This window comes from Clostridium bowmanii (assembly GCF_018861315.1).
Lineage (GTDB): Bacteria > Bacillota > Clostridia > Clostridiales > Clostridiaceae > Clostridium_AD > Clostridium_AD bowmanii.
In genome coordinates this window covers 36,470-61,390 of record NZ_JAHLDL010000022.1, presented here as the reverse complement: position 1 = coordinate 61,390, position 24,921 = coordinate 36,470, and the positions used below count along the sequence as shown (strand labels likewise).

The following is a 24,921-nucleotide window of genomic DNA, read 5'->3' as shown; positions in this document are numbered from 1 at the left end:
TTTTTTTGCTTTAAATGTTCTCTATAATGTTCCTTATAATGAAAGAATTATTTTTATGTATTTGTATAAGAATAAATAGATAAAATAACTTGAAAGAGAAATAACACTGTGATAAAATTAATTTATTTGAAATATCTCAACATAATACAACCATAATAAGGTGGTATTGTATTTTTTAATTTAAATTGACTAAAATAAATTTTTGGAGGATACACATTGAGAAAACTAGATCAATTACTAATAGAGAACCCAGTTATTGGAGCCATAAGAAATGATGAAGATTTAGAAAAAGTAATTTCTAGTAATGTTCTTGTTGTGTTTGTATTGTATGGAAGCATAATAAATCTAAAGGATATATGTGAAAAGCTTAAAGCGGCAGGCAAAGTAGTATTTGTTCACGTGGATTTAATAGAAGGATTAAAGGGAGACCATACAGGGATGCTTTTTATAAAGCAATGTGGAGCTCCTTATGGGATTATAACTACAAAGGCAACAAATATAAAAAACGGGAAAAAACTAAATTTTTGTGTAATACAGAGAATATTCGTAGTGGATGCACTTTCTCTAATGACAGGAATAAAAAATATACAAGCGGTACTTCCGGATGCAGTAGAGGTTATGCCTGGTGTTGCAAGTAGGATTATTAAAAGCATGGAAAATCAAGTGAGAGTTCCAATTATTGCTGGAGGGCTTATTCAAACTAAGCGGGATGTAATGGATTCACTAGGTGCAGGCGCTATGGCTATTTCAACAACAAATCGTGAATTATGGAATTTATCTTAGGAGTAGAAAAAAACTAACTTCTAGTGTTGTTCTTACTTATTTGTCTGTTGAAGGGAATAACGATTTCAAGTATAATAAATTTGAAACCGTTGTTCCTTATTCTTTTACATTTTATGCATTCGTTTGCACAAAAGAATAAAAAGTGATAAAAGATAGGAAACAATAATAATAGAAAGAGGTGTTTTATGGCTATTAATACAAGGGTGTCTTTGAGAAACAAGGTAATGTACTCTGTGTACGTCAGAAATCATGGAATTAATGGAACATTTAAGAATGTTGAAGAGGATTTAGAAAGAATAAAGTGTTTAGGAACTGATATTATATGGCTAATGCCTATTCATCCTATTGGAATTAAAAATAAAAAAGGTGAAATTGGTTGCCCTTATGCAATAAAAAACTATAGGGAAGTAAACCCTGAGTATGGAAGTTTAGAAGAATTTAAGAGTTTACTTATGAAGATACACTCTCTAGGAATGAAATGTATAATAGATGTAGTTTATAATCATACTTCTCCAGATTCTTGGCTTGTAGAAAATCATCCAGAGTTCTTTTATAAAAAAACAAATGGTTTAATGGGAAACAAGGTTGGAGAGTGGACAGATGTAGTAGACCTTGATTATAACAATATGAAGTTGTGGGATTACCAAATTGAGACCTTGAAATATTGGACAACCATTGGGGTAGATGGATTTAGATGTGATGTGGCTCCACTTGTACCACTAGAATTTTGGCTAAGTGCAAGAGCAGAAGTAGCAAAAATTAATGAAAATATCATATGGCTTTCAGAGAGTGTTCATCCGGAATTCATTCTAACTATGAGAAAAAATGGGTTTGTAGGGCTATCTGATAGTGAAATATACCAGGCCTTTGATATGGCCTACGATTATGATGTGAACGTTGAGTACTTAGGATATTTAAGCGGAAAAAATTCATTAAAACAATATATAGATAGAGTTTCTATTCAAGAATCAACTTATCCAGATAATTATGTTAAGTTAAGGTTTCTAGAAAATCATGATCAGCCTAGAGCAAAAGAGCTTATTCCAGATGAAGAAACATTAAGGATTTGGACAGGATTTCTATATTTCCAAAAGGGATGTACACTTTTATATGCAGGACAGGAGGCAGAGGAAAAACACACACCAAGTCTTTTTGATGTAGATAAAATAAATTTACATTCTATAAAAAAAGACTTTGTAGATTTATTAAAAACTCTTGGAGAAATAAAAAAAAGAGAAATTATGGCTAAGGGCTTTTATGAAATCTATACGGTTCAGGATAAAGATGTTATTTTATCATCTTACAAGCTTAAAAATAGAAAACTTGTAGGAATATTTAATGTAGGTAAGGAGCAGGGAGAGATAATCATAAATGTAGCTGATGGTAAATATAGAAATCTTACAGATGGCACAGTTACTACAGTTGCTCAGGGTAAATTAGTCCTTGAAAATAAGATAATAATTTTTGAAATTTAGGGGGGGATGAAGGAGGAAATAGTGTTTAATGGCTCCTTTGAAAGTATAAATATAAATATTTCAATTATCAAAAATAATTTTCAAAAAACTGTTTGACATATAAAGAAACTAATAGTAAAATAAAGTTAAGCAAACGGTTGCACAGAACGATAAAATCGTTTGCAAGATAAATAAACATTTGGGTAAATTTAAAATCATTAATTTATTATATTAAGGGGGAAAAAAAATGAAAAAAATCAAACTAATAATAGCTATGGCTATGATATCTACTTTAGTAGTAGGATCAATGGCTGGGTGTACAAAAAAGGCAGCAGTTACACCTGAAAAAACAACAGCTGTCGTAGAATCAACTAAACCTGTAAGTTTAGCTATATGGGAAGCAGATGACCCTACAACACAAAAGGCTCTTGATGGATTGATTACTGAATTTAAAGCTGCAAACAAAAACATAACAGTTAAGAGAACACATTATGAAACTGAAGAATTGAGAAAAAATTATACAACAGCATCACTAGGGACAACAGGCCCTGATATAGTTCTTGGACCAAATGATAACCTTGGAGTATTTGTTCCAGGTAGTTTAGTACAACCTATTGATACTATTCTTGGAGCAGATTTTATGGCTCAAATAGATCCATTAGCATTAGAAGCTGCTAAATTTTTAGGAAAACAATATATGCTTCCAGATAGAAATGGTAATGAACTTTTAATTGCTTACAATAAGAAACTAGTTCCAACTCCTCCAAAAACTTTTGAAGAGTTAGAAGCAATGGGATTAAAACTTAAAAAAGAAGGAAAAGTTGATTATGGTCTAGTATTCAATGAAGTAGAACCATTTTTCTCAATTCCTTTCCTCGGAGCATTTGGTGGAGAAGTATTTGATGATGTTAACGCAGCAACACCAAAACCAACATTAGATACACCAGCTGTTGCTCAGTGGATGACTTTCATGAAAAAGATTCACACTGAAGGCTTAATTCCTAAAGAAGCAGATGGAACAGTAGCTGACAACCTCTTCAAAGGTGGAAAAGCCGCATTTGAGCTCAACGGACCTTGGGGATTTGCAGACTATACTAAAGCTGGAATCGACTTTGGTATAATGCCAATACCTACAATAAACGGTAAATCTCCAGCTCCATACTCAGCTGTTAAAGGATATACAGTATCTGCAGGAGTAACTGACAAAGATAAATTAGCAGCAGTTAAAACTTTCCTTTTATTTGTAAATTCAAAAGATTCACAATTGAAAATGGTTGATGGACATCAACAAACTCCAACTAATATTGAGGCTATGAAAGATGTTAAGATTACAGGAAATCCATTAATAGCAGGACAAAAGGATCAATTAGCACTATCAAAACCAATGCCAATTATTACACAAATGAGAGCTATTTGGGATGCTCTTAAACCAGTTCAACAAGACGTATTATCAGGAAAAACAAAGCCAGAAGCTGCAGGAGCAATTATGCAGAAGAAAGCTATCGATGGAATAAAAGCTTTAGGACTATAATTTTCATTTAAGAAAGGGGAGAAATCCCCTTTTTCTTCTAAGAAAGGAGCAATCACATGGACGGTACTGTTAAAAAAATAAAAAAGAAAAAAAACAATAGTAGTGTAGGAATAGGACAAAGTAAGATGACACCTTTCTTTTTTTTAGCACCAGCCACTATAATTTTAGTACTTGTTGTAGCTTATCCACTTATATATGAAATAGTAATTTCCTTTAAAAATGTTACGTTATTAAATTTGAAAAGTCAGAAATATCCTTGGATCGGCTTTGATAATTACAAAAATATACTTGCTGATAGTTTATTTTATTCAACTTTAATTAGAACAATATTATGGACTGCTATCAATGTATTTTTCCATGTTGCCTTTGGATTATTTCTTGCAATAGTTTTAAACAGAAAATTACCTGGTAAAGCATTTATAAGAGTTTTACTTATCCTACCTTGGGCAGTACCACAATACATAGCTGCGATGACATGGAAGGGCATGTATAATGTGGAATACGGTTCTATTAATATTATTTTAACAAAGCTTTTTGGAAGTGCAGCAGCAATTCCATGGCTATCCGTACCAAGTTGGACCTTTGTAGCATGTATTATAACTAATATATGGCTTGGAATTCCTTTTATGATGATGATATCACTTGGCGGACTTACAAGTATTCCAGAGGAGTTATATGAAGCTGCAGATCTTGATGGAGCAACAGGTTTTCAAAAATTTAAAAATATAACATTACCACTTTTAAAGCCAATACTTACCCCTGCTATAATACTGGGAACAGTATGGACATTTAATATGGTTAATGTAATATACATAATTACTACTGGTTCAGCTTCAGATGAATCTCAGATTCTTATAACTATGGTATTTAAAAGAGCATTCCAATATTTCAGGTATGGCCAATCAGCAGCACTTTCAGTAATTATATTCTTAATTTTGCTCGCATTTAGTACATTCTTTATTAGAGCTCAAAAATCAGAAGATTAGAGGGGATTTGTATGAAGAAAAGTGATAGATTCAATAGAGGGGATTCTCTTTCAAAAATAATATTGATATATGCATTTTTGATAGTTGCTTGTATATGCTCAATATATCCAATATTAACTATATTACAAGTATCTTTAAGACCAGCAAATGCAATATATACTAAATCTTTAAGTATAATTCCCCCTAATGCAACATTTGACAATTTCAGACAAGCTTTTATACAATATAATTTGTTAGGCTGGCTTACTCATAGCTTAATTGTATCAACTGCAGCCTGCATTTTTAGTGTATTAGTTTCTGTTACAGCTGGGTATGCATTTTCTAGGTTTGAATTTAGAGGCAAAAAAATGGGGTTATCCTTGATTTTAGTTACTCAGATGTTTCCATTAGCTATGACTTTGTTACCATTGTATTTAATGATAATTAATTTAAAGATGACAAATAGCTATATTGCCTTGGCAATAATCTATGTATCTACTTCAATTCCTTTTAACATTTGGATGATGAAGGGTTTTTATGATACTATTCCTAAGTCTCTTGAAGAGAGTGCTTACGTAGATGGAGCTTCAGTATTTAGGTCTTTTTACCAGATAATATTACCACTTGCAAAGCCTGCTGTTGCATTAACAGCATTGTTCTCATTCATGGGAGCCTGGTCTGAATATATAGTTGCCAGTGTAATCATTAATGAAACGGGAAAATTAACACTGCCCGTTGGACTTATAAGTATGCAAGGACAATTTTCAACTGCATGGGGTATTTACTCTGCAGGGGCCTTAATTACAGCTTTACCTGTAATGATTTTATTTATTTGTCTATCTAAATACCTTGTTGGTGGATTAACCGTAGGTAGTGTTAAGGGTTAATAAATAGAATTGATAAAGTAGGTTAAAACCTAAGGTTAAAAAAAACAATCTCTTTATCTAAATTAATTTAGGTAAAGAGATTGTTTTTTTTAGCTGGTTTAAAGTTGTTTGTCACAATCTAAAGGGCCACATATTTCAAACTCAGAATCAGATGGTGGTTGTTCGTAATTAGCAACTTTTTTTGCCTCTTCAAGTTTAGCTTTTTCTATCTTTGATATTTCCTCTGGACTTAGTTTTTTTTCTTTATCAGGCATTAATTATCCTCTCCTTTTTAAATAGTATCAACTTATTAATTACACTATAACCCTTATTTTAAGTTTTATCAATGATTATGAACAAGTATTAATTATTGTATGGGATTAATTATTAGTAAAGTTTCACCATTAGTTCTAAGTTCTATCATACTTCTATCACAATTGCCCCTTATACTAAATATATAAAGTAAATAAAAAATTATGAGGAGTGAGTGTTTTATGAAAAATATTAAAAAAGTTGTTTTATCTATTGCGGTAGTAAGTGTACTTAGTACCAGCGTTGTTTTTGGAGTAGTAGCTACAAAGTCACCAGCTGATATAACGGCAGGCTTAACAGGGAAAACAGTAGAAGAGGTTGCAAAAGAGAGAACTTCTGGAAAAACTTATGGAACAATTGCAAGCGAAGCAGGCAAGTTAGATGAGTTTAAAGCTGAGTCACTGAAGCAGAAAAAAGTAATACTAGATCAAAGAGTAAAAGATGGTAACTTAACTCAGGCAGAGGCGGACAAAATTTATAATGATATCAAGACTAATCAGCTAACTTGTGATGGAGCAGGCAGTGTGGGAATAGGTAAAATGAATGGCACAGGCTTTGGGAAAGGGCAAGGACGAGGAAAAGGAATGGGTCGAGGTATGGGTCAAGGATCAGGACAACGTAATGGTGATGGATGTGCAGTTACAACAGAAGGAACTACAAAATAAGAATATCAAAGGTTTGCATTAGTAAGCCAATAAAACTACTGAAGTATATAACTATATTTCAGTAGTTTTGCTTAGTTTTACTCAGGAAATTATAGTATAATAGGTTCTATAAGAAGGAGGTGGATTTAATTGGATAATGAAAAAATACTTCTTGTTGATGACGAAGAACGCATGAGAGATATGATAAAAGAATATACCAGCTTAGAAGGGTATGATATACATGAAGCAGCCGATGGTGTAAAAGCACTAGAGCTATTCAAACAGAATAAATATTCATTGATTATATTAGATGTTATGATGCCTAAAATAGATGGTTGGAGTGTATGTAGGGAAATACGTAAGACCTCTGATGTGCCTATAATTATGCTTACTGCAAGGGGAGAGGAATATGATAAGCTTTTCGGTTTTGAGCTTGGTGTGGATGATTACATGATAAAACCATTCAGTCCCAAGGAACTTCTTGCACGTATGAAGGCAATAATAAGAAGAAGTTCTAGCATTGACCTTGAAGCTAAAAAAGAAAATACAGTATCTTTCCAAGGGCTTGTTATAGAATTTGATTCAAGAAATACTTATGTAAATGGCAATATAATTACACTTACTCCTAAAGAATATAGTTTGCTTACTTTTTTTGCTAACAACCCTAATAGAGTATTCTCTAGAGAACAACTGCTTAATGAGGTTTGGGACTATGACTTTATTGGTGATGACAGGACTGTAGACACACATATAAAAATGTTACGAGAGAGTATAGGTGAATATAGGAAATTTATTGTTACAGTATGGGGAACAGGATATAAGTTTGAGGTGGGTGAAAAAAATGAAAAGCATAGCTCTTAAACTATGGTCAGGTATGATAGCACTTGTTGTGGTGATGCTCCTTTTGTTATGGCTTTTCCAAATTGTATTTTTAGAAAAATTCTATACTGGGATAAAGATTTCAGAGGTGAAAAACAAAGGCTACTCTATTCTTAGTGGGTTAGATGTGAAAAGTGGGGAGAACTTGGAAAGTACTTTTGAAACCTTTGCCAGTAAAACAAATTCTAACGTTGAATTTCTGGATTCAAAAGGAGAAACACTTTATAGTGCAGGCTCAAATGGTGTAAATTCTCAGATGCCTATGATGATGATGAATAATTCAAGGCTTGAAGCTATTAATGCTATACATTCAGGAAAAGAAGTAACCTTATCACTAATTCATCCCAAATTTCAAACTACATTTATATTAATTGGATTACCTTATAATGTGCAAAATGAGTCTAAAGGTGGGCTTATTATAAGCATGCCACTAGCACCTGTGAAAGATACAGTATCCATATTGAAAGTGCAACTATTTTATATTACATTAATTCTTCTTTTTATAGCTTTCATACTTGCTTATTTCTTATCTAGAAGTTTTACTAAACCTATACTTGAAATTACAAAAGTCTCTGAGAAAATGGCTTCAGGTAATTTTTCAGTAAAAATAAAATCAAAAGGCAAAGATGAGATTGGAAGACTTGCAATGACTATAAATTACATGGGAGAGGAATTATCGAAAATTGAACAACTTAGAAAGGATTTAATTGCTAATGTATCTCATGAATTACGTACACCCTTAAGTCTTATCCGTGGCTATGCAGAGACCATTAGGGATGTTACAGGAAATGTTCCGCAAAAGAGGGATAAGCAGCTTGAAATTATTATTGAGGAATCAGAAAGACTTTCAAAAATTGTTGATGACATTCTTAATTTATCTCAAATACAAGCTGGGTATATTAATTTGAATAAAATGCAGTTTAATATAAGTGAGCTTTTGGAAAGAGTCATAGCTAAATTTCAAATTTTAAGTGAGAAAACTGGGGTGGATATAGCTTTTGAAAATAATCTAGATAAAGTAGTAGAAGCTGATGAAGTAAGAATAGAACAGGTTATGTATAACCTTATAAATAATGCTTTTAACCACACTAAAAGTGGTGGACATATAAATATAAGGGAAATAGAAAACGAAAAAAACCTAAGGATTGAAGTTACGGATACGGGAATAGGAATATCGGAAGAAGATTTAAAACATATATGGGACAGATTTTATAAAACAGATAAAATAGAGGGCATAAAATCCACAGGGAGTGGTTTAGGGCTTACTATTGTAAAAACTATTTTTGAATCACATGGCTTTAAATATGGAGTAGAAAGCGAAAAAGGAACAGGCACTATGGTTTGGTTTGAGATTTAAAATAAAATCAAAGTTTATAATAATTAGAGGCCCTATCTCTAGAAGATAGGCCCTCTAATTCCATGAGGAAAATTTCACAATCATGTAGAAATTTATATAGAGGGTGCAGTAAAGGAGTCTTATCCTATGCAAGCTACCGCTACATCGGTTTATGTTAATGAAATTAAAAAATAATTTATAAAATTGACACTTGCCACGTGGGTGGCACCTCTATTACCACCCATGTGGCAATTTTATTTGAGTATATTCAAAACTTGACTAATTACCTTTTCGTTATTACATAATTCAGAATGAAATTCCTTAACATAAAAAGTTTTGTTGGGATTAGTTCTTCCACCAATAGTTGCACTATATAATGGTACAGTACCATCTCCTTCAGTATTGGATAAAACAGTGCATTTCTTAAATTTAGTTATAGCATTCTTTATTTCATATTGTTCTTCTATTTTTCCTATAGTACCTGTTTGTCCATTGCCAATTATAAAGTATGAATCTACACTATTTAGTGCATACTTGCCTTTAAACAGAACTGGTTCTAAAGATTTATAGAAATCTTCAGCATTCTTTAAATGTTCTTTAGCATACAATGATATTTTTCTATCTATTATGAAATTTTCACTTTCATTAAAAGTTTTTATGCTTGTTTTAATAGCTTTTTTTGACGAAGTTGTATTAGTGATTATATTTTTATTAATATAATAATTATTTTGTTTATTAAAATATTGCTTTGTAGGAAGCAACTGATATAAAGATCTCATATTTGATATTTGATAATTTAAAGTTCTACTAAGGGTTGTACTACTGAAACCTTCAATATTTCCTGTTTCTAACATATATAATGTTTTTGGTGCGCCTAAATAGGGTACTCCTATAGAAATATATTTATTGATTTTCTTAGAATTACCGTTAGCAATATATTTAGCAGTAATAAGACCACCCATACTGTGTGCTATAATTGACACTTTTTGGTCGCTATCTGTATTAGTATCTATAAATTTTTTTAATCTATCTGCATTAATGCTGTTATCAAGTCTCCAATCATATCCAAACATAAGAACTTCGTATTTATCGGTATTCTCTATTTTTTCTTTTAAGAGATCTGAATAATCCGTTAATGGTGCTCCTATTTCAATATCTTGCATAAATGGATTTCCATTTTCATCGCAAACTAAGGATGCTAAACTTTTAAAAAAAGAGGTTATTGATTTAGTATTTGGTACCCATACTCTTTCTGTATCATAATAAAGTTCTGTTCCCATTATGCCGGGTATAAATATTATAATTTCTCTGTTTTTACTTTTATACAATTCTTCTGCAAAAACATTTTTAATTTGGAAGTTAAATGCAATTGAATTAAATAAAAATACAAAGCATAAGAAGCTACATAGTATTTTTTTCATGAAAATCCCCCTCATAACTGTACTGACTAGTCAATTAAATTATACAACTTAAAAACATTATATTCAATAATTAAGTGAAATGTTAATTTATTCAATTGAATTAAATTAATAACACTTGACATATCATAATTTAAAACATAAGATTTAAGTTATAATATAATTTTATATTTTTATTATGCACAATGAAGTGTATTTTATGAGCAATGTAGCTCCATGGGAATTAAATCCTATGGGGCTTTTTTTATTTTATTGCGAAGGGAGAATATTAATGGAAAGTTTTAATATTAAAACACAGATATATTTTGGGGATGGTTCATTAGAAAGATTAAGTAAGCTTAATTGTAAAAGGGTATTTATAGTTACGGATCCTTTTATGGTAAAGTCAGGTGCCATAAATAAAATTACTGATGAAGTTTCAAAAGGTGATGCCCAGCACCTAGTATTTTCAGATATTGTACCAGATCCACCAATAGAAGTAGTGGTAAAAGGAATCGAGGTTATGATGAAATTTAACCCAGAGGTAGTTATTGCATTAGGTGGTGGCTCTGCTATAGATGCAGCTAAGGCCATATGTTCTTTTAGTTCTAAAGTGCAAGAACGTACTGATTGTGGTGTTAAAAGTAATAATAAAATTAAATTTATAGCTATACCTACAACTAGTGGTACAGGCTCTGAGGTGACAAGTTTTTCTGTTATTACGGATAAAAGCAAAAATATAAAATATCCGTTGATATCAGATGAATTACTTCCGGACGAGGCTATATTAGATGCACAACTTGTTTCAACTGTACCAAATTTTATAACAGCAGATACAGGTATGGATGTACTAACTCATGCTATAGAAGCCTATGTTTCTACAAAGGCAACAGATTATACAGATGCCTTTGCAGAAAAAGCCATTAAACTGGTTTTTGAAAATTTAATCAGAGCTTATAAGAATGGTAATGACATAGGAGCAAGAAAGAAGATGCACAATGCTTCGTGTATGGCTGGAATAGGATTTAATAATGCATCACTGGGATTAAATCATGGAATGGCACATATTGTTGGTGGAAAATTCCATATATCTCATGGAAGAACTAATGCTATATTACTACCATATGTAATAGAATATAATGCAGATTTAAAAGGGTATAGTTCAACGAGTTATACAGAAGCTGCTATTAGATACTGCGAAATAGCAAAAATATTGGGTTTGCCATCATCAAATGTTAGACAAGGGGTAAAAAGTCTAATATTAGCTATAAATAAGTTGCTTAAAGAATTTAAAATACCTACATCGTTAAGTGAAACAGGATTAAAGGCAGAAGACTTTGAAGCGGAAGTTGTGGAAATATCTAAAATAGCTATGGAGGATAGATGTACTGAAACAAATCCAAGGGTGCCCACTCAAGATGAGGTAATAGCTTTATTTCAAAAGGTTTTTTATAATAACTAATCTAAAAAACTTTTAAATTGCAGTTTTTTCATATTGACAAACCAGAATAAAAAGTATAATATTTAGATATGAGTTGCACAATGGCGTGTGAATTTTAGAGAAAGCAATGAGGCTTCTTAAAAATATAATTATATTTTTAAGAAGCCTCTATTTTTGTAAAAATTGGAAGGATTTGTGAACGCTATGGAAGAAAGACAAAGAGTAATACAAGAATATGTTCCAGGAAAACAAGTTACATTAGCTCATTTAATTGCAAATCCCAACAAGGATTTATATAAAAAATTAGGTCTTACATCAGAACATAAGGATGCCCTAGGAATACTTACTATAACACCTGGTGAGGCAGCTATTATAGCTGCAGATGTGGCAACAAAGTCGGCTGATGTATCAATTGGGTTTGTAGATAGATTTAGTGGCTCAGTAGTTATAGTTGGTGATGTTGGCAGTGTAGAGTCGGCACTTAGTGAAGTTATAAAGGTTCTTACTAGTATACTTAATTTTTCTGAATGTAAGATAACTAAATCCTAACTAGAACTTAGAGGTGTGAAATGAAAACGTTAATGTTGATTGGAAAGACCAGTTGTGGTAAAACTACCTTGACTCAAGCATTAAATGAGGAAGCACTAAATTATAAAAAAACTCAGACAGTTGAAATTTTGGATGGAATTATTGATGGAATTATAGATACTCCGGGTGAGTATATTGAAAACAGATCTTATTACAGGGCGCTTATAGTTACTTCAGTAGATAGTGATGTAATCGCTATGGTTCAGGACTGTAGCGAGGAAGGTAGTATTTTTCCGCCAAGCTTTTCTAGTATGTTTTCAAAACCGGTTATTGGAATTATTACAAAAATCGATTTGTGCAAAGATGAAAACAAGATAAAAGCAGCAGAAGAAGTTCTAATAAGCGCAGGAGTAGAAAGAATTTTTAAAGTAAGTGCTTTTGATAGATCCGGGTTAGAAGATTTAAAGAATTATATTATAAATTAAGCTTTTTAATAATCTATTTTTATTTTATGAGGTGAAAGATGAGTAAACGATTAGTAATAGCCGATGATGAGCCTATTACAAGGATGGATTTAAGAGAAATGTTAGAAGCTGCTGGATACAATGTTGTAGGAGAAGCTTCAGATGGATTTGATGCAGTAGCATTGTGTAGAAAACATCTGCCTGATTTAGTGCTTATGGATATAAAGATGCCTCTTCTTGATGGCTTAAACGCAGCTAAAATAATACAAAACGAAAATTTAGCTAGTGGGATTGTATTACTCACAGCTTATAGTGGTAAAGAGTTTGTAGAAAAGGCTACTAAAGTGGGTGCTATAGGATACATAGTTAAGCCTATAGATGAAAAATCACTTATACCTAGCTTGGAGGTAGCTATATCCAAAAGTGCAGAAATAAAGAAAATAAAAATAGATATTGAAAAAGCTTGTAGTAAGTTAGAGGGAAGAAAAGTCATTGAAAAAGCTAAGGGTCTTTTGGTGCAAAGGGATAAAATTACAGAGCAAGAGGCTTATGACCAGATTAGAACCCTTAGTATGAATAAAAGATGTTCAATGGGAGATATAGCTGAGGCTATAATAATGAGTTATGAATAGTGGGAATATATATGAACTATGCAGAATGTACACTAATTTAGATGAAGATGATATTTTTAAAATAGAGCAAATGTCATCTTGTATTAAATCTTTTGCGGATATTTTAAATGCAGATGTTTTTATAGATTGCCCAACTAGAGAAGCAGATGAAGCAATAGTTGTAGCTGAGGCAAAACCTATTAATAGACCTTCCTTGTATCAAAAAACTGTAGTAGGTGAGCTAGCATTAAGAGATAATGAGCCTGCTGTGCTTAGAACACTGGATCTTGGCATAGCAACAAAAGATCTCAAGGCTTTAACTCAAGAGAATATAAGTGTTAGGCAAACTGTTTCCGCTATAGAGAATAATGGGAAAATTATAGGAGTTCTAATAGTAGAAAAGGACATAACAGAAAAAATAAATAAAAATAAACATATGGAAATGTTGGCACAAGGCTACGAGCAGCTAGCAAATACCTTAGTATCTTCTACAGAAAATGAAAATAACATAGCAGATCACTTAGATGAAGCAGTTATTATCTTTGACGAAGAAGGAGTAGTTAGGTTTAAAAATCCTATTGCCGATTTATTATACAAAAAACTTGGCTATAAAGAAACCCTAATAGGCATGGATTATGACAATTTAGCTTTAGATGATACTAATTTTGTGGAAGTAATGAGTTCACCTAATTCTAATGAATGTGAAGTGCATTTAGGAAAATATTTTTTTAAAGTTAAGAGAATAATATTAACTGATAAAAATCTAAAACTGGTTACTATGATTAGGGACATAACAATGATGAAGGAAAAAGACAAGGAATTAATTTTAAAATCTGTAGCTATTAAAGAAATTCATCACAGAGTGAAAAATAATCTACAGACGATAGCAAGTCTACTTAGACTTCAAGCAAGAAGAAGTGATAGCCAGCAGACTAAAGATGCATTAAATGAAAGCATGAATAGAATTTTAAGTATAGCAGCTACACATGAATTATTGTCTAAGGAAGGTTTGGATGAAGTAAATATACAAGAAGTTATTACTAATATAAAAAATAATGCTATAAGATATTTTAATGTAGCTAATAAAAATATTGAAGTGAATTTAATTGGAGATAATTTTAAAGTAAGTTCTGATAAAGCAACTTCAATAGCCCTTGTAGTAAATGAATTACTTCAAAATTCTTTGCAATATGCTTTTATAGACAAACCTTCTGGAAATATAGATCTTATTATTGAAAAAAGCAAAATATATTCTACCATTACTGTAGTTGACAATGGCATAGGTTTTGACATAAATAATGTAAGGAAAAATAGCCTAGGACTTAGTATAGTAAAAAGTATAGTTGTGGAGAAGCTAAATGGAAATATTAATATAGCTTCAGACTTAGATGGAACTAAGGTTTTATTTGATTTTAAGAATTAAGAGCAAACTAATAAAAATTATTTATAGTAACTTTTATTGATTGTAATATATATGAAAGATTAGGTTTTTAAAATTTAATATGGATAACAGAAACACAATGGTGTGTTTTTAGGGTAAGCAATGGGGCTTAAAGTTATTTTTTATAAATAACTTTAAGCCCTTTTTTGTTACCTAAGTGTGTTTCTCAAAATCTATATAACATTTGAAAAGAGGAATTGATATGAGAGAAGAAATTCTAAGTGTTGGTATAGACATTGGTACTTCCACAACACAACTTGTATTTAGCAAGTTAACTATAGAAAATTTAGCCTCAAGTTTTGCTATCCCTAGAATATCAATTGTGGATAAAGAAGTTATATATAGAAGCGAAATATACTTCACCCCACTTAAATCTCAAAAGGAGATAGATGGTGAAAAGGTCCGCGAAATAGTAGAAAGAGAGTATAAAGCGGCTGGGATATCTCCCACAGATGTTATAACGGGTGCGGTTATAATAACTGGTGAAACTGCTAGAAAGCAAAATGCCAATGAGGTTTTGCAGAATTTAAGTGGACTAGCAGGAGATTTTGTTGTAGCTACAGCAGGCCCTGATTTAGAATCAATAATTTCAGCAAAGGGTGCTGGAGCAGATAAAATCTCGGAGGCTTACGATTCTACCATAGTTAACCTGGATGTTGGTGGAGGAACTACTAATATAGCAGTTTTTAAAGAAGGAAAGCTTTTAGATACAGGATGTTTAGACATAGGTGGAAGACTTATTAAAATTGATAAATCATCAGGCAAAGTTACATATATTGCAGGCAAGATAAAGGAATTAGCAAGGTTAAAGCATATTGAATTAGAAGAAGGTCAAAAACCTTCATTAGATAATTTGAATCTTATAGTGGATGAAATGGTTAACCTTTTAGAGGAAAGTGTGAATATAAGAGAAAAGAGCAGCTTCTATGAAAGAATACTTACCAACAAGGGAATTAAAGGTGATATAGAAATACAGTATATTACTTTTTCTGGAGGAGTTGCTGATTATGTTTACAACCTGGACACTGAGGATATGTTTAAGTATGGAGATATAGGAATATTACTTGGACAAGCTATTAGTCGTTCCAGTTTATGTACTAAACTTGTAGTTAAAAAATCTATAGAGACCATAAGAGCTACAGTGGTAGGGGCTGGTTCTCATACCACAGATATTAGTGGTAGTACTATAACATATACAGAAGATAAATTTCCTATTAAAAATCTTCCAATATTAAAGCTTTCGCAGGAAGATGAAAATTCAGGTCATGAAAATATGGTAAGGGTTATTAAGGAAAAACTTAAGTGGTTTACACTAGAAAATGAACTTCAACCTGTGGCTATAGCTATAAAAGGCAAATTAAATCCTAGCTTTGTAGAAATACAAAAACTAGCTGAGACCTTGATTGAAGGTATGGAAGATATTTTAAAAGAAAAATTTCCTGCTATTTTAGTAATAGAAAATGATATAGCAAAGGTTCTTGGACAAACTTTATATAGGCAGCTGGACTTTAAAAAACAAGTTGTTTGTATTGACACTATAAAGGTTGAAAATGGCGATTATATAGATATAGGTAAGCCGCTAGCAAATGGTAGAATTGTGCCTGTAATAATTAAAACACTAATATTTAACTCGTAAAAAATAAGAGGGGTGAATTATCTTGATATTAAAAACAAAGTTATTTGGAAAAGTGTATGATTTTAAAACAATAATGGAAGTTATGGCAAAGGCAAATGAAGAAAAATCAGGAGATAGGTTGGCAGGAGTTGCAGCAGAATCTGCAGAGGAGAGAGTAGCGGCTAAGGTGGTTTTAAGTCATTTAACACTAGAGGATTTAAGAAATTGCCCAGCAGTACCCTATGAAATAGATGAGGTAACAAGAATAATCCAAGATGATGTTAATGAAAAGATATACACTGGAATTAAGGACTTAACAGTGTCTGACTTTAGAGAGTGGATATTAGATGAAAATACATCTGAAGAAGATATTAAAAGAGCAAGTCGCGGTATTACTAGTGAGATGGTAGCTGCGGTAACTAAGTTAATGTCAAATTTAGATTTAATTTACGCAGCGAAAAAGATAAGAATTACTGCACATTGTAATACAACCATAGGACTTGAGGGAACATTATCTGCAAGGCTTCAACCTAACCACACCACAGATAATCCACAGGGTATTTTAGCATCTCTTATGGAAGGATTAACTTATGGTGTTGGCGATGCGGTTATAGGATTAAACCCTGTAGATGATTCCGTTGAAAGCGTAATGAGAATTCTTAAAACTTTTGAAGAATTTAAGAATAAATGGGAAATACCAACTCAAAATTGTGTACTCGCACACGTAACAACACAAATGGAAGCTATAAGACGTGGAGCTCCTGCAGATTTAATTTTCCAAAGTATAGCAGGTTCTCAAAAGGGAAATGAAGCTTTTGGAATAACTGCAGAAATGCTTGAAGAGGCAAGACAATTAGCACTTAAAGAAGGAACAGGATCAGGTCCTAATGTAATGTATTTTGAAACTGGACAAGGCTCTGAATTATCTTCAGATAGTCATTATGGTGTTGACCAATTAACAATGGAAGCAAGATGTTATGGATTTGCTAAGAGATATAGCCCATTCTTAGTAAATACGGTTGTTGGATTTATAGGACCCGAATATTTATATGATAGCAAGGAAGTTATAAGAGCAGGTCTTGAGGATCATTTCATGGGTAAATTAACTGGAATTCCTATGGGTGTTGATGCTTGCTACACAAACCACATGAAGGCAGATCAAAATGATATAGAAAATCTATCTGTACTGCTTACAACAGCTGGATGTAACTACTTTATGGGATTACCTCATGGTGATGATATAATGCTTAACTATCAGTCTACTGGATACCATGAAACAGCAACACTCAGAGAACTTCTAAACTTAAAACCAATAAAAGAGTTTGATGTTTGGATGGAAAAAATGGGATTCACAAAAAATGGTAAATTAACTGAAAAAGCAGGAGATGCATCTGTATTTCTTAAATAATGAGGGGAGGAATAAATAATGGTATCAGAAAACGAATTAAAAAAATTAGTGGAGCAGGTTTTGCTAGAAATGACATCTAAGGGTACAAAAGCTCCAGCTAAGGCTGAAAATACTACAAGTGTTGAGGTTGAAGATGGGTTTATCGAGGATATTACAACTGTTGATATTAAAAGTCAACTTTTAGTTCCAAATCCAGCAGATGCTAAGGGATATTTAAAAATGAAACAAGCTACTCCAGCAAGATTAGGTATTTGGAGAGCCGGGCCTAGGTATAAAACAGAAACAGCTTTAAGAGTTAGAGCCGACCATGCAGCAGCTCAAGATTCAGTTTTCTCATATGTTTCAGAGGAATTCTTAAAAGAAATGAATTTATTTTCTATTGAAACAGAGTGCGTGGATAAAAATGAATATATAACAAGACCAGACCTAGGAAAAAAGATTAATTCAGAGGGTATAAAAGCTATAAAGGATAACTGCAAAATGAGACCACAAGTACAAATATATGTATCGGATGGATTAAGCTCAGCAGCTATAGAAGCTAATATCCGTGATGTACTTCCAGCTATGATTCAAGGTCTTGAGGGTTACAGAATTTCTGTAGGAACACCATTCTTCCTAAAAAATGGTAGAGTAGGGACTATGGATGTAGTGTCTGAAACTACAGAAGCTGAAGTTACTTGTGTACTTATAGGTGAAAGACCAGGCCTAGTTACAGCAGAAAGCATGAGTGCTTATATAGCATATAAAGCTACTGTAAATATGCCAGAAGCTAGAAGAACAGTTGTATCTAATATCCATAGTGGTGGTACACCTCCAGTAGAGGCAGGTGCTCATCTGGCTGATATAATAAAATTAATGCTTGAAAAGAAAGCAAGTGGAGTAGATTTAAAATTATAGTAAAAAAATTATAATTAGGAGGAAAAACACATGAAAAATGAAGCTATTCGTGCAACGGTATTAGGTGTAAAAATAATATCAAATGTTAGTCCAGATTTGGTAAAGGCTTTTAATTTAGCTCCACATCATAAGAGTTTAGGAATTATAACAGCAGATACAGATGATGTTACTTATACTGCTTTAGATGAAGCTACTAAATCAGCAGAGGTAGAAATAGTATATGCTAAATCAATGTATGCAGGTTCTGCAAATGCAAGTACTAAACTTGCAGGTGAAGTTATAGGAATAATGGCTGGGCCAAGTCCAGCTGAGGTTAGAAGTGGACTTAATTGTGCTATAGATTTCATTGAAAGCGGAGCAAATTTTGTAAGTGCTAATGATGATAATTCCATTCCATATTTTGCTCACTGTGTATCAAGAACAGGAAGCTTTTTATCAAAGAGTGCCAACATTAAAGAAGGAGAGCCACTAGCTTATCTAATAGCACCTCCACTTGAAGCTATGTATTCATTAGATGCAGCGTTAAAAGCAGCTGATGTTGAAATGGTAACTTTTTACGGACCACCATCCGAAACTAACTTTGGTGGAGCACTCCTAACAGGAAGCCAATCAGCTTGTAAAGCAGCTTGTGATGCTTTTGCAGCAGCAGTACAATTTGTAGCTGAAAATCCTACAAACTATTAAAGTAGGAAAGTCATATGAATAGAAGAGCCTTAGGCTTAATTGAGGTAAAAGGCTATCTTGGTGCCATAGAAGCTGCAGATATAGCACTTAAGTCAGCTAATGTAAATCTTATAGGTTGTGAAATAGTTAGAGGTGGTTTGGTTACTGTAAAGCTTGAAGGTGATGTTTCTTCAGTTAAAGCGGCTGTGGAGGCTGCTGAAGATGCACTTACTAAGTCAAATATTTTAGTTGTAGCTCATGTAATTGCAAGACCAGATACATCAGTTTGGGATATTATTGAAAACAATGTAGACCAAGAGGAAAAAATACAAAAGATTGAAAAGATAGAACACAAAGATAATACAAAAGATAATAGTGCAAGCCTAAGAGAAGATTTAGAGAGTAAAAAAGTAAATGATCTCAGAACTTTAGCAAGAAGTTTTAACTTAGACAGTATGACTAAGAAACAAATAAAATTTGCTAAAAAAGATAGGCTTGTAGATGAGATTATATTGTTCTATCAGAGGAGGACTAAATAATGGATAAGGATTTAATGTCAATTCAAGAAGTAAGAGATCTTATAGCTAGTGCAAAACTTGCACAAAAGAAACTTGGCGAAATGAGCCAAGGACAAATTGACAAAATAGTTAAAGCTATTTGTGATTCAGCTTTTGACAATGCTGAAAAATTAGCCAAAATGGCGGAGGAAGAAACAGGTTTTGGAAAATGGCAAGATAAAATTGTGAAAAATACTTTTGCAAGTAAATCGGTTTATGAGTATATAAAAGATTTAAAAACTGTAGGAGTAATAAATGAAGATAGTGATAAGAAATTAGTTGAGGTGGCAGTTCCAGTAGGAGTTATTGCAGGACTTATTCCATCAACTAATCCTACATCTACAGCTATATATAAATCAATGATAGCTATAAAAGCAGGAAATTCAATAGTTTTCTCACCACACCCAATGGCTAAAAAATGTATATTGGAAACTGTGAGAATAATATCGCAGGCTGCAATGGCAGCAGGAGCACCAGAAGGAACTATTGGATGTATGTCTATACCAACTATGCAAGGTACAGATGAGTTAATGAAGAATAGTGATATCTCATTAATACTTGCAACAGGTGGTACACCGATGGTTAAAGCAGCTTATAGCTCAGGTAATCCAGCTATAGGTGTAGGACCAGGAAATGGACCAGCTTTCATAGAAAAATCTGCAGATATTGCACTAGCAGTAAAGAGAATTTTAGACAGTAAGACCTTTGATAATGGAACTATCTGTGCTTCAGAACAATCTATAGTAGTTGAAGCTTGTTCTAAAGATAAAGTAATGTCAGAGTTAAAAGCGCAAGGAGCTTATTTCTTAAATAAAGAAGAAGCTGATAGACTTTCCGGATTTATACTTAGAAGCAATGGTTCAATGAACCCTCAAATAGTAGGAAAAAGCGTGCAAGCTATAGCTAAAATGGCTAACTTAAATGTTCCAACTGGAGCAAGAGTACTTATTGCCGAGGAAACAAATGTAGGGCATAAGTATCCATATTCAAGAGAAAAGTTAGCCCCAATTCTAGCATTTTATTGTGAAGAAACTTGGGAAAAGGCTTGCTCAAAATGTATTGATATATTAAATAATGAGGGAGCTGGACATACTCTTATAATTCATTCAAACAATGAAGATATAATTAGAGAGTTCGCACTTAAAAAACCAGTATCAAGATTATTAGTTAATACACCAGGTTCTCTTGGTGGAATAGGAGCTACTACTAGCCTTGTACCAGCTTTAACACTAGGCTGTGGAGCAGTTGGCGGAAGTGCAACTTCTGATAATATTGGACCTATGAATTTGCTTAATATAAGAAGACTAGTTTATGGCATAAGGGAAATAGAAGATATAGTAGATAGAAAGAATACTGCAAGTACTAATAGTAAAAATGAAAACTTAAATGAGGATTCTATAAATCTAATAGTAGAAAAGATAATGGAAAAATTAAAAAGCCAATTATAAAAATAATTGATATAAATAAACTAATAAAATCTTAGGAGGAATATAAAATGGCAAGTACAAATGCATTAGGAATGATCGAAACAAGAGGACTAGTGGCAGCAATAGAGGCAGCAGATGCAATGGTGAAAGCAGCAAATGTTACATTAGTAGGAAAAGAACAAATTGGAGCAGGACTAGTAACTGTAATGGTTAGAGGTGACGTTGGAGCTGTTAAAGCGGCTACTGATGCAGGAGCTGCAGCTGCAGAGAGAGTAGGAGAATTAGTTTCTGTTCATGTAATTCCAAGACCACATTCTGAAGTAGATGCAATACTTCCAAAAGTGAAAGAAGAAGTAGAAGAAGCTTAATATTTTAAATTATACTATCCCCACAGCTCAAAAGGTTGTGGCGGGTAGTATGTTTATATAAGGCGTTCTTAAGGGGATGTGAGTTATATGAGTTTGTTAACTGAGAGTGAGCTGAGAAAACAACTTAAGAATACAGATATTAAAGAATTTGAAGTACTTAAGGGTGTTATTATTACACCATCTGCAAAACAATATCTACAAGATAAAAACATTAAACTTTTAATTGTTGATACATTAGGTGCGAGTAAACAAGGCGATTTTAAAAGTGACAAAGAAGATGAAACAAAGATTTTCCCGAAATTTTTATGCCTTCAGGGTGGTTATTTAGAGGAAAAACCAGAGCATATGACACAGTTATATGGCAATAAATTAGTACCTAAGGACCATAGGCGGATAGAGTTTAGAGGGCGCCTTGATAGTCTTCAATCTAAAATTTTAGAAACGGAGATTTTAGCTGCAAGGCTTCAAAATGAAGGAGTAGCAAAGGATTTAGAGGAAATTCTAAGTTTTGTACGTAATATATTAAGGGCAGAAGTATTAGAAGAAGAGCTTCCTGAATTCTCTCTACTTGGAATGAGTGAGAATGACCTTAGAGAAATGTCACATAATCCTAAAAAATACTTTAATATGGACCACTTTATGCCAAGTTATAAAATGGGTGAAATAGTTGTTGCACTTAACTCTATAAGAAGTAACACAAGGGAAGTTGAAGTATATGGCTTTAAGGCATTTAAAGATATTGATGGAGAGATAACAAGAAATGATATTATGAAATATTTAAATAGATTAAGTAGCTGTTTATATATAATGATGTTTAAGTTTTTATCAGGAAAATATAAATAGCGAAGATGTAATTTAAATAGGGGAGATGTAATTTTGACAGATATGAACATTGAATATATTGTAGAAGAGGTCATAAAAAGAGTAAATGAAAAATTAAGAATTACCGTAGAGGCTTCAGGGAGACACGTTCACCTTTCAAGAGAAAGTATTGATTTGTTATTTGGAAATGGTTATAAATTAACAAAGGCAAAAGATTTATCACAACCAGGCCAATATAGTTGCAATGAAAGAGTTAGTATAACTGGACCTAAAGGAACAATTAAAAATGTAATTGTGCTTGGACCAGAAAGAAATAAAACACAGGTGGAAATATCTAAGACGGATGCTCTTATTTTAGGAGTAAAACCAACAATTTGCGAGTCAGGAAAATTAGAAGGTACTGTAGGGATAACAATAACTTCAGAAAGTGCCTCTCTAACAATTAAAGAGGGTTTAATTGTTGCAAAGCGCCACATACATTTATCACCAGAAGATGCAAAGCTCTTTAAGGTTTGTGATAAAGAAATAGTAAAGGCTCAGGTATCTGGAGAAAGACCATTAATTTTTGATGATGTTGTAATTAGGGTGGATAAAGAGTATAAAACAACTATGCACATAGATTATGATGAAGCAAATGCTTGTGGATATATTAAGAGTTCTACTGCAAGAATTATGAAATAAAATCCTTATGTAAAGGAAGTGATTTAATTGGATATAGAAAAATTAGTTGATATGATCACGAAAGAAGTTATGAACCGAATTCCTAGCAGTACAAATAGTACTGCAATGGACAAAGAAAAGGTGCTAGTAATAAGTTCATGTAGCGAAGAATTAACAAAGATTATGGAGCTTGTACAAGATAAATATGAGGTTCATGATTATAATAATGAAGATGTAAATTTGAAAAACTATGATCATATAATAGTTACCAATTTATGTAATAGTGGTTTAACTTCATTGGCACTTGGTCTATGCAATAATAAGGTGCAAGCATTTTTAGTAGAGGCTCTTTTCAATGGTAAGAGAGTTTATGTGCTAAAAGAGGGAATACAATATAGAAAATATTCAAAAAATGCAAATGAGTCATTATATAATCTATATAACCAATATGAATGCAAAATCATGTCTTATGGAGCTAATATAGTTCATGAAAGTGATTTAGTTAGGCGTATGGGAATGGATTTAGCTTGCAGTGATGGATCAGCTCAAGTGGATTGCTTAGTAGAATCAAGTATTGCATGCAATGGAGTTAAAACATCTAGTAATGATATGAATAGCAGTGAATCAGCGGCTAAAACAGTTTTTTCAGGGGATTCAGTATTATCTAATCAAGTAGTAGAAATAAATAATAAACGACTTATTACAGAATCAGACCTTAGAAAATTATATATGAATGGAATAAAGGAAGTAAACTTAATTAAAAAAGCTATATTAACCCCACTTGCTCAAGACTTTATAAGAATAAAACGATTGAAGATAAATAGAGTATAGGATTATTTTGAAATATTTCAACAGGTAAAGGGATAAATAGAATAGTTTACAAATAAAAATAAAGGGGGACAGTTAATGATTCAAATAAAAATAAAGGGGACAGTTAATGATTATTGGGAAAGTTATAGGAAATGTTTGGGCTACAAGAAAAGATGAAAAATTAAATGGATTAAAATTCTTGGTGATAGAACCATCTAAATCGTCAACTGGGCAAGATAGCACTATTTTTGTTGCTGCAGATATAGTAGGTGCTGGAATAGGGGATAATGTATTAGTGACTAAAGGTAGCTCTGCAAGGGCATCACTTCATATAAAAGATGTACCTGTGGATGCAGTTATAGTAGGGATAATAGATAGTTTAGAAGTAGATGCAGAATTTTTAAAATAGTGAAATGGTTGTCCCGTAAATAAATTTATTTGGAGCGAATCTATGATTAAAACTTTAGGAATGTTGGAATTTAGAAGTATAGCAAAGGGAATTGAAATAGCGGATGTAGTTTTAAAGGCTGCGCAGGTAGAACTTATAATTTGTAAAACTATTTGTCCAGGAAAATATATGATACTTATGTCAGGAGAAGTAGGAGCTGTTGAAGAAGCATTGCAAAAGGCTAAAGAGGAAAGTATAGGGTTTTTGATAGGCAGTTTTCTACTTCCCAGTGTTCATAAGGACATTATACAAGCATTAAAAAATAAAATTAAAGCAGTGCCAACAGGTGCTATAGGGATAGTGGAAACTACTAATGTAGTCTCAGGATTATTTATTTTAGATAAGGCTCTTAAAGCAGCACAGGTAAAGCTTTTCAAACTTAGTCTTGGCATGGCTGTAGGTGGGAAATCATATTTTGTTATTTATGGTGATGTGAGCTCTGTTAAAGAAGCTGTAAAAGAAGCATTAAGAGTAAGTGATGAAAAAAAGATAGTTTACAGCATTGTAATCCCTTCACCAGCGGATGAATTAATTAACAGTTTATAATTAATAGGCAATAATGTAGGAAAGATATAAAAGTAATATTTACCTCCA

General features: G+C 32.4%; 27 protein-coding genes. 25 read left to right on the top strand and 2 right to left on the bottom strand.

Features of this window, described 5'->3' with window-relative positions; translation table 11 throughout:
* Positions 1-216: 216 nt before the first annotated feature.
* The 5 genes from KPL51_RS15005 (at position 217) to KPL51_RS14985 (ending at position 5,620) form a co-directional block, all read left to right on the top strand.
* Positions 217-783 (top strand): glycerol-3-phosphate responsive antiterminator, encoded by a 567-nt coding sequence (locus tag KPL51_RS15005; protein ID WP_216163176.1) that lies wholly within the window; start codon positions 217-219, stop codon positions 781-783.
* Between the two features lie 185 nt (positions 784-968).
* Positions 969-2,258: an alpha-amylase family glycosyl hydrolase gene (locus KPL51_RS15000; RefSeq protein WP_216163174.1), complete on the top strand. Its 1,290-nt coding sequence runs from the start codon at positions 969-971 to the stop codon at positions 2,256-2,258.
* A gap of 226 nt (positions 2,259-2,484) precedes the next feature.
* A complete protein-coding gene (locus KPL51_RS14995; RefSeq protein ID WP_216163172.1) occupies positions 2,485-3,768 on the top strand; it encodes a sugar ABC transporter substrate-binding protein in 1,284 nt (427 codons plus the stop codon).
* A gap of 56 nt (positions 3,769-3,824) precedes the next feature.
* Positions 3,825-4,754 carry a carbohydrate ABC transporter permease gene (locus KPL51_RS14990; protein ID WP_216163170.1) on the top strand — a complete coding sequence of 310 codons (930 nt, stop codon included), beginning with the start codon at positions 3,825-3,827 and terminating at the stop codon, positions 4,752-4,754.
* An 11-nt stretch (positions 4,755-4,765) separates the two neighbouring features.
* On the top strand, positions 4,766-5,620 hold the full coding sequence (locus KPL51_RS14985; protein ID WP_216163167.1) for a sugar ABC transporter permease: 855 nt from the start codon (positions 4,766-4,768) through the stop codon (positions 5,618-5,620).
* Between the two features lie 98 nt (positions 5,621-5,718).
* On the opposite strand, the gene KPL51_RS14980 is transcribed toward KPL51_RS14985, so the two are convergent.
* Positions 5,719-5,874 (bottom strand): hypothetical protein, encoded by a 156-nt coding sequence (locus KPL51_RS14980; RefSeq protein WP_216163165.1) that lies wholly within the window; start codon positions 5,872-5,874, stop codon positions 5,719-5,721.
* Between the two features lie 219 nt (positions 5,875-6,093).
* Here KPL51_RS14980 and KPL51_RS14975 point away from each other — a divergent pair, with 219 nt between their 5' ends.
* The 3 genes from KPL51_RS14975 (at position 6,094) to KPL51_RS14965 (ending at position 8,791) form a co-directional block, all read left to right on the top strand.
* Positions 6,094-6,576 (top strand): hypothetical protein, encoded by a 483-nt coding sequence (locus KPL51_RS14975; RefSeq protein WP_216163163.1) that lies wholly within the window; start codon positions 6,094-6,096, stop codon positions 6,574-6,576.
* A 129-nt stretch (positions 6,577-6,705) separates the two neighbouring features.
* Positions 6,706-7,416: a response regulator transcription factor gene (locus KPL51_RS14970; RefSeq protein WP_216163161.1), complete on the top strand. Its 711-nt coding sequence runs from the start codon at positions 6,706-6,708 to the stop codon at positions 7,414-7,416.
* Positions 7,397-8,791 (top strand): sensor histidine kinase, encoded by a 1,395-nt coding sequence (locus tag KPL51_RS14965; protein WP_216163159.1) that lies wholly within the window; start codon positions 7,397-7,399, stop codon positions 8,789-8,791. The genes KPL51_RS14970 and KPL51_RS14965 overlap by 20 nt, the downstream gene beginning before the upstream one ends.
* A gap of 233 nt (positions 8,792-9,024) precedes the next feature.
* Here KPL51_RS14965 and KPL51_RS14960 read toward each other — a convergent pair whose 3' ends face one another.
* Positions 9,025-10,191: a lipase/acyltransferase domain-containing protein gene (locus tag KPL51_RS14960; protein ID WP_216163157.1), complete on the bottom strand. Its 1,167-nt coding sequence runs from the start codon at positions 10,189-10,191 to the stop codon at positions 9,025-9,027.
* A 268-nt stretch (positions 10,192-10,459) separates the two neighbouring features.
* Between KPL51_RS14960 and KPL51_RS14955 the strand changes: the two genes are divergently transcribed.
* From KPL51_RS14955 to KPL51_RS14875, 17 genes are all read left to right on the top strand, one after another.
* A complete protein-coding gene (locus KPL51_RS14955) occupies positions 10,460-11,629 on the top strand; it encodes a 1-propanol dehydrogenase PduQ (protein WP_216163155.1) in 1,170 nt (389 codons plus the stop codon).
* Between the two features lie 183 nt (positions 11,630-11,812).
* On the top strand, positions 11,813-12,157 hold the full coding sequence (gene eutS, locus KPL51_RS14950; RefSeq protein WP_216163153.1) for an ethanolamine utilization microcompartment protein EutS: 345 nt from the start codon (positions 11,813-11,815) through the stop codon (positions 12,155-12,157).
* Positions 12,158-12,177: 20 nt separating this feature from the next.
* A complete protein-coding gene (locus tag KPL51_RS14945) occupies positions 12,178-12,621 on the top strand; it encodes a EutP/PduV family microcompartment system protein (RefSeq protein WP_216163151.1) in 444 nt (147 codons plus the stop codon).
* Between the two features lie 38 nt (positions 12,622-12,659).
* The gene (locus tag KPL51_RS14940; protein WP_216163148.1) at positions 12,660-13,232 is read left to right on the top strand and encodes an ANTAR domain-containing response regulator; all 573 of its coding nucleotides are present in this window, start codon (positions 12,660-12,662) and stop codon (positions 13,230-13,232) included.
* Positions 13,225-14,634, top strand: coding sequence for a sensor histidine kinase (locus tag KPL51_RS14935; protein ID WP_216163146.1), 1,410 nt, complete (start codon positions 13,225-13,227; stop codon positions 14,632-14,634). Before KPL51_RS14940 ends, KPL51_RS14935 begins: the two co-directional genes overlap by 8 nt.
* 220 nt (positions 14,635-14,854) lie before the next feature.
* On the top strand, positions 14,855-16,288 hold the full coding sequence (gene eutA / locus KPL51_RS14930) for an ethanolamine ammonia-lyase reactivating factor EutA (protein WP_216163144.1): 1,434 nt from the start codon (positions 14,855-14,857) through the stop codon (positions 16,286-16,288).
* A gap of 22 nt (positions 16,289-16,310) precedes the next feature.
* Positions 16,311-17,675, top strand: a complete 1,365-nt coding sequence (locus KPL51_RS14925) for an ethanolamine ammonia-lyase subunit EutB (protein ID WP_216163142.1) — start codon at positions 16,311-16,313, stop codon at positions 17,673-17,675.
* A gap of 18 nt (positions 17,676-17,693) precedes the next feature.
* Positions 17,694-18,572, top strand: a complete 879-nt coding sequence (gene eutC / locus KPL51_RS14920; protein ID WP_216163140.1) for an ethanolamine ammonia-lyase subunit EutC — start codon at positions 17,694-17,696, stop codon at positions 18,570-18,572.
* Positions 18,573-18,602: 30 nt separating this feature from the next.
* The gene (gene eutL, locus KPL51_RS14915; protein ID WP_216163138.1) at positions 18,603-19,256 is read left to right on the top strand and encodes an ethanolamine utilization microcompartment protein EutL; all 654 of its coding nucleotides are present in this window, start codon (positions 18,603-18,605) and stop codon (positions 19,254-19,256) included.
* Positions 19,257-19,270: 14 nt separating this feature from the next.
* Positions 19,271-19,774 (top strand): BMC domain-containing protein, encoded by a 504-nt coding sequence (locus tag KPL51_RS24080; RefSeq protein ID WP_216163136.1) that lies wholly within the window; start codon positions 19,271-19,273, stop codon positions 19,772-19,774.
* A complete protein-coding gene (locus KPL51_RS14905; protein WP_216163134.1) occupies positions 19,774-21,240 on the top strand; it encodes an acetaldehyde dehydrogenase (acetylating) in 1,467 nt (488 codons plus the stop codon). The genes KPL51_RS24080 and KPL51_RS14905 overlap by 1 nt, the downstream gene beginning before the upstream one ends.
* 47 nt (positions 21,241-21,287) lie before the next feature.
* Complete coding sequence (gene eutM / locus KPL51_RS14900) at positions 21,288-21,587, top strand: ethanolamine utilization microcompartment protein EutM (protein ID WP_216163132.1); 300 nt, start codon at positions 21,288-21,290, stop codon at positions 21,585-21,587.
* An 87-nt stretch (positions 21,588-21,674) separates the two neighbouring features.
* Entirely contained in the window at positions 21,675-22,430 is a 756-nt protein-coding gene (locus KPL51_RS14895; protein ID WP_216163131.1) for a cobalamin adenosyltransferase family protein, read from the top strand.
* A 42-nt stretch (positions 22,431-22,472) separates the two neighbouring features.
* A complete protein-coding gene (eutD, locus tag KPL51_RS14890) occupies positions 22,473-23,090 on the top strand; it encodes an ethanolamine utilization phosphate acetyltransferase EutD (RefSeq protein ID WP_216163223.1) in 618 nt (205 codons plus the stop codon).
* A gap of 27 nt (positions 23,091-23,117) precedes the next feature.
* Complete coding sequence (locus KPL51_RS14885) at positions 23,118-23,900, top strand: hypothetical protein (protein WP_216163130.1); 783 nt, start codon at positions 23,118-23,120, stop codon at positions 23,898-23,900.
* A gap of 106 nt (positions 23,901-24,006) precedes the next feature.
* Positions 24,007-24,288: a EutN/CcmL family microcompartment protein gene (locus tag KPL51_RS14880; RefSeq protein ID WP_216163129.1), complete on the top strand. Its 282-nt coding sequence runs from the start codon at positions 24,007-24,009 to the stop codon at positions 24,286-24,288.
* A 42-nt stretch (positions 24,289-24,330) separates the two neighbouring features.
* Complete coding sequence (locus KPL51_RS14875; RefSeq protein ID WP_216163128.1) at positions 24,331-24,873, top strand: BMC domain-containing protein; 543 nt, start codon at positions 24,331-24,333, stop codon at positions 24,871-24,873.
* Positions 24,874-24,921 lie beyond the last annotated feature (48 nt).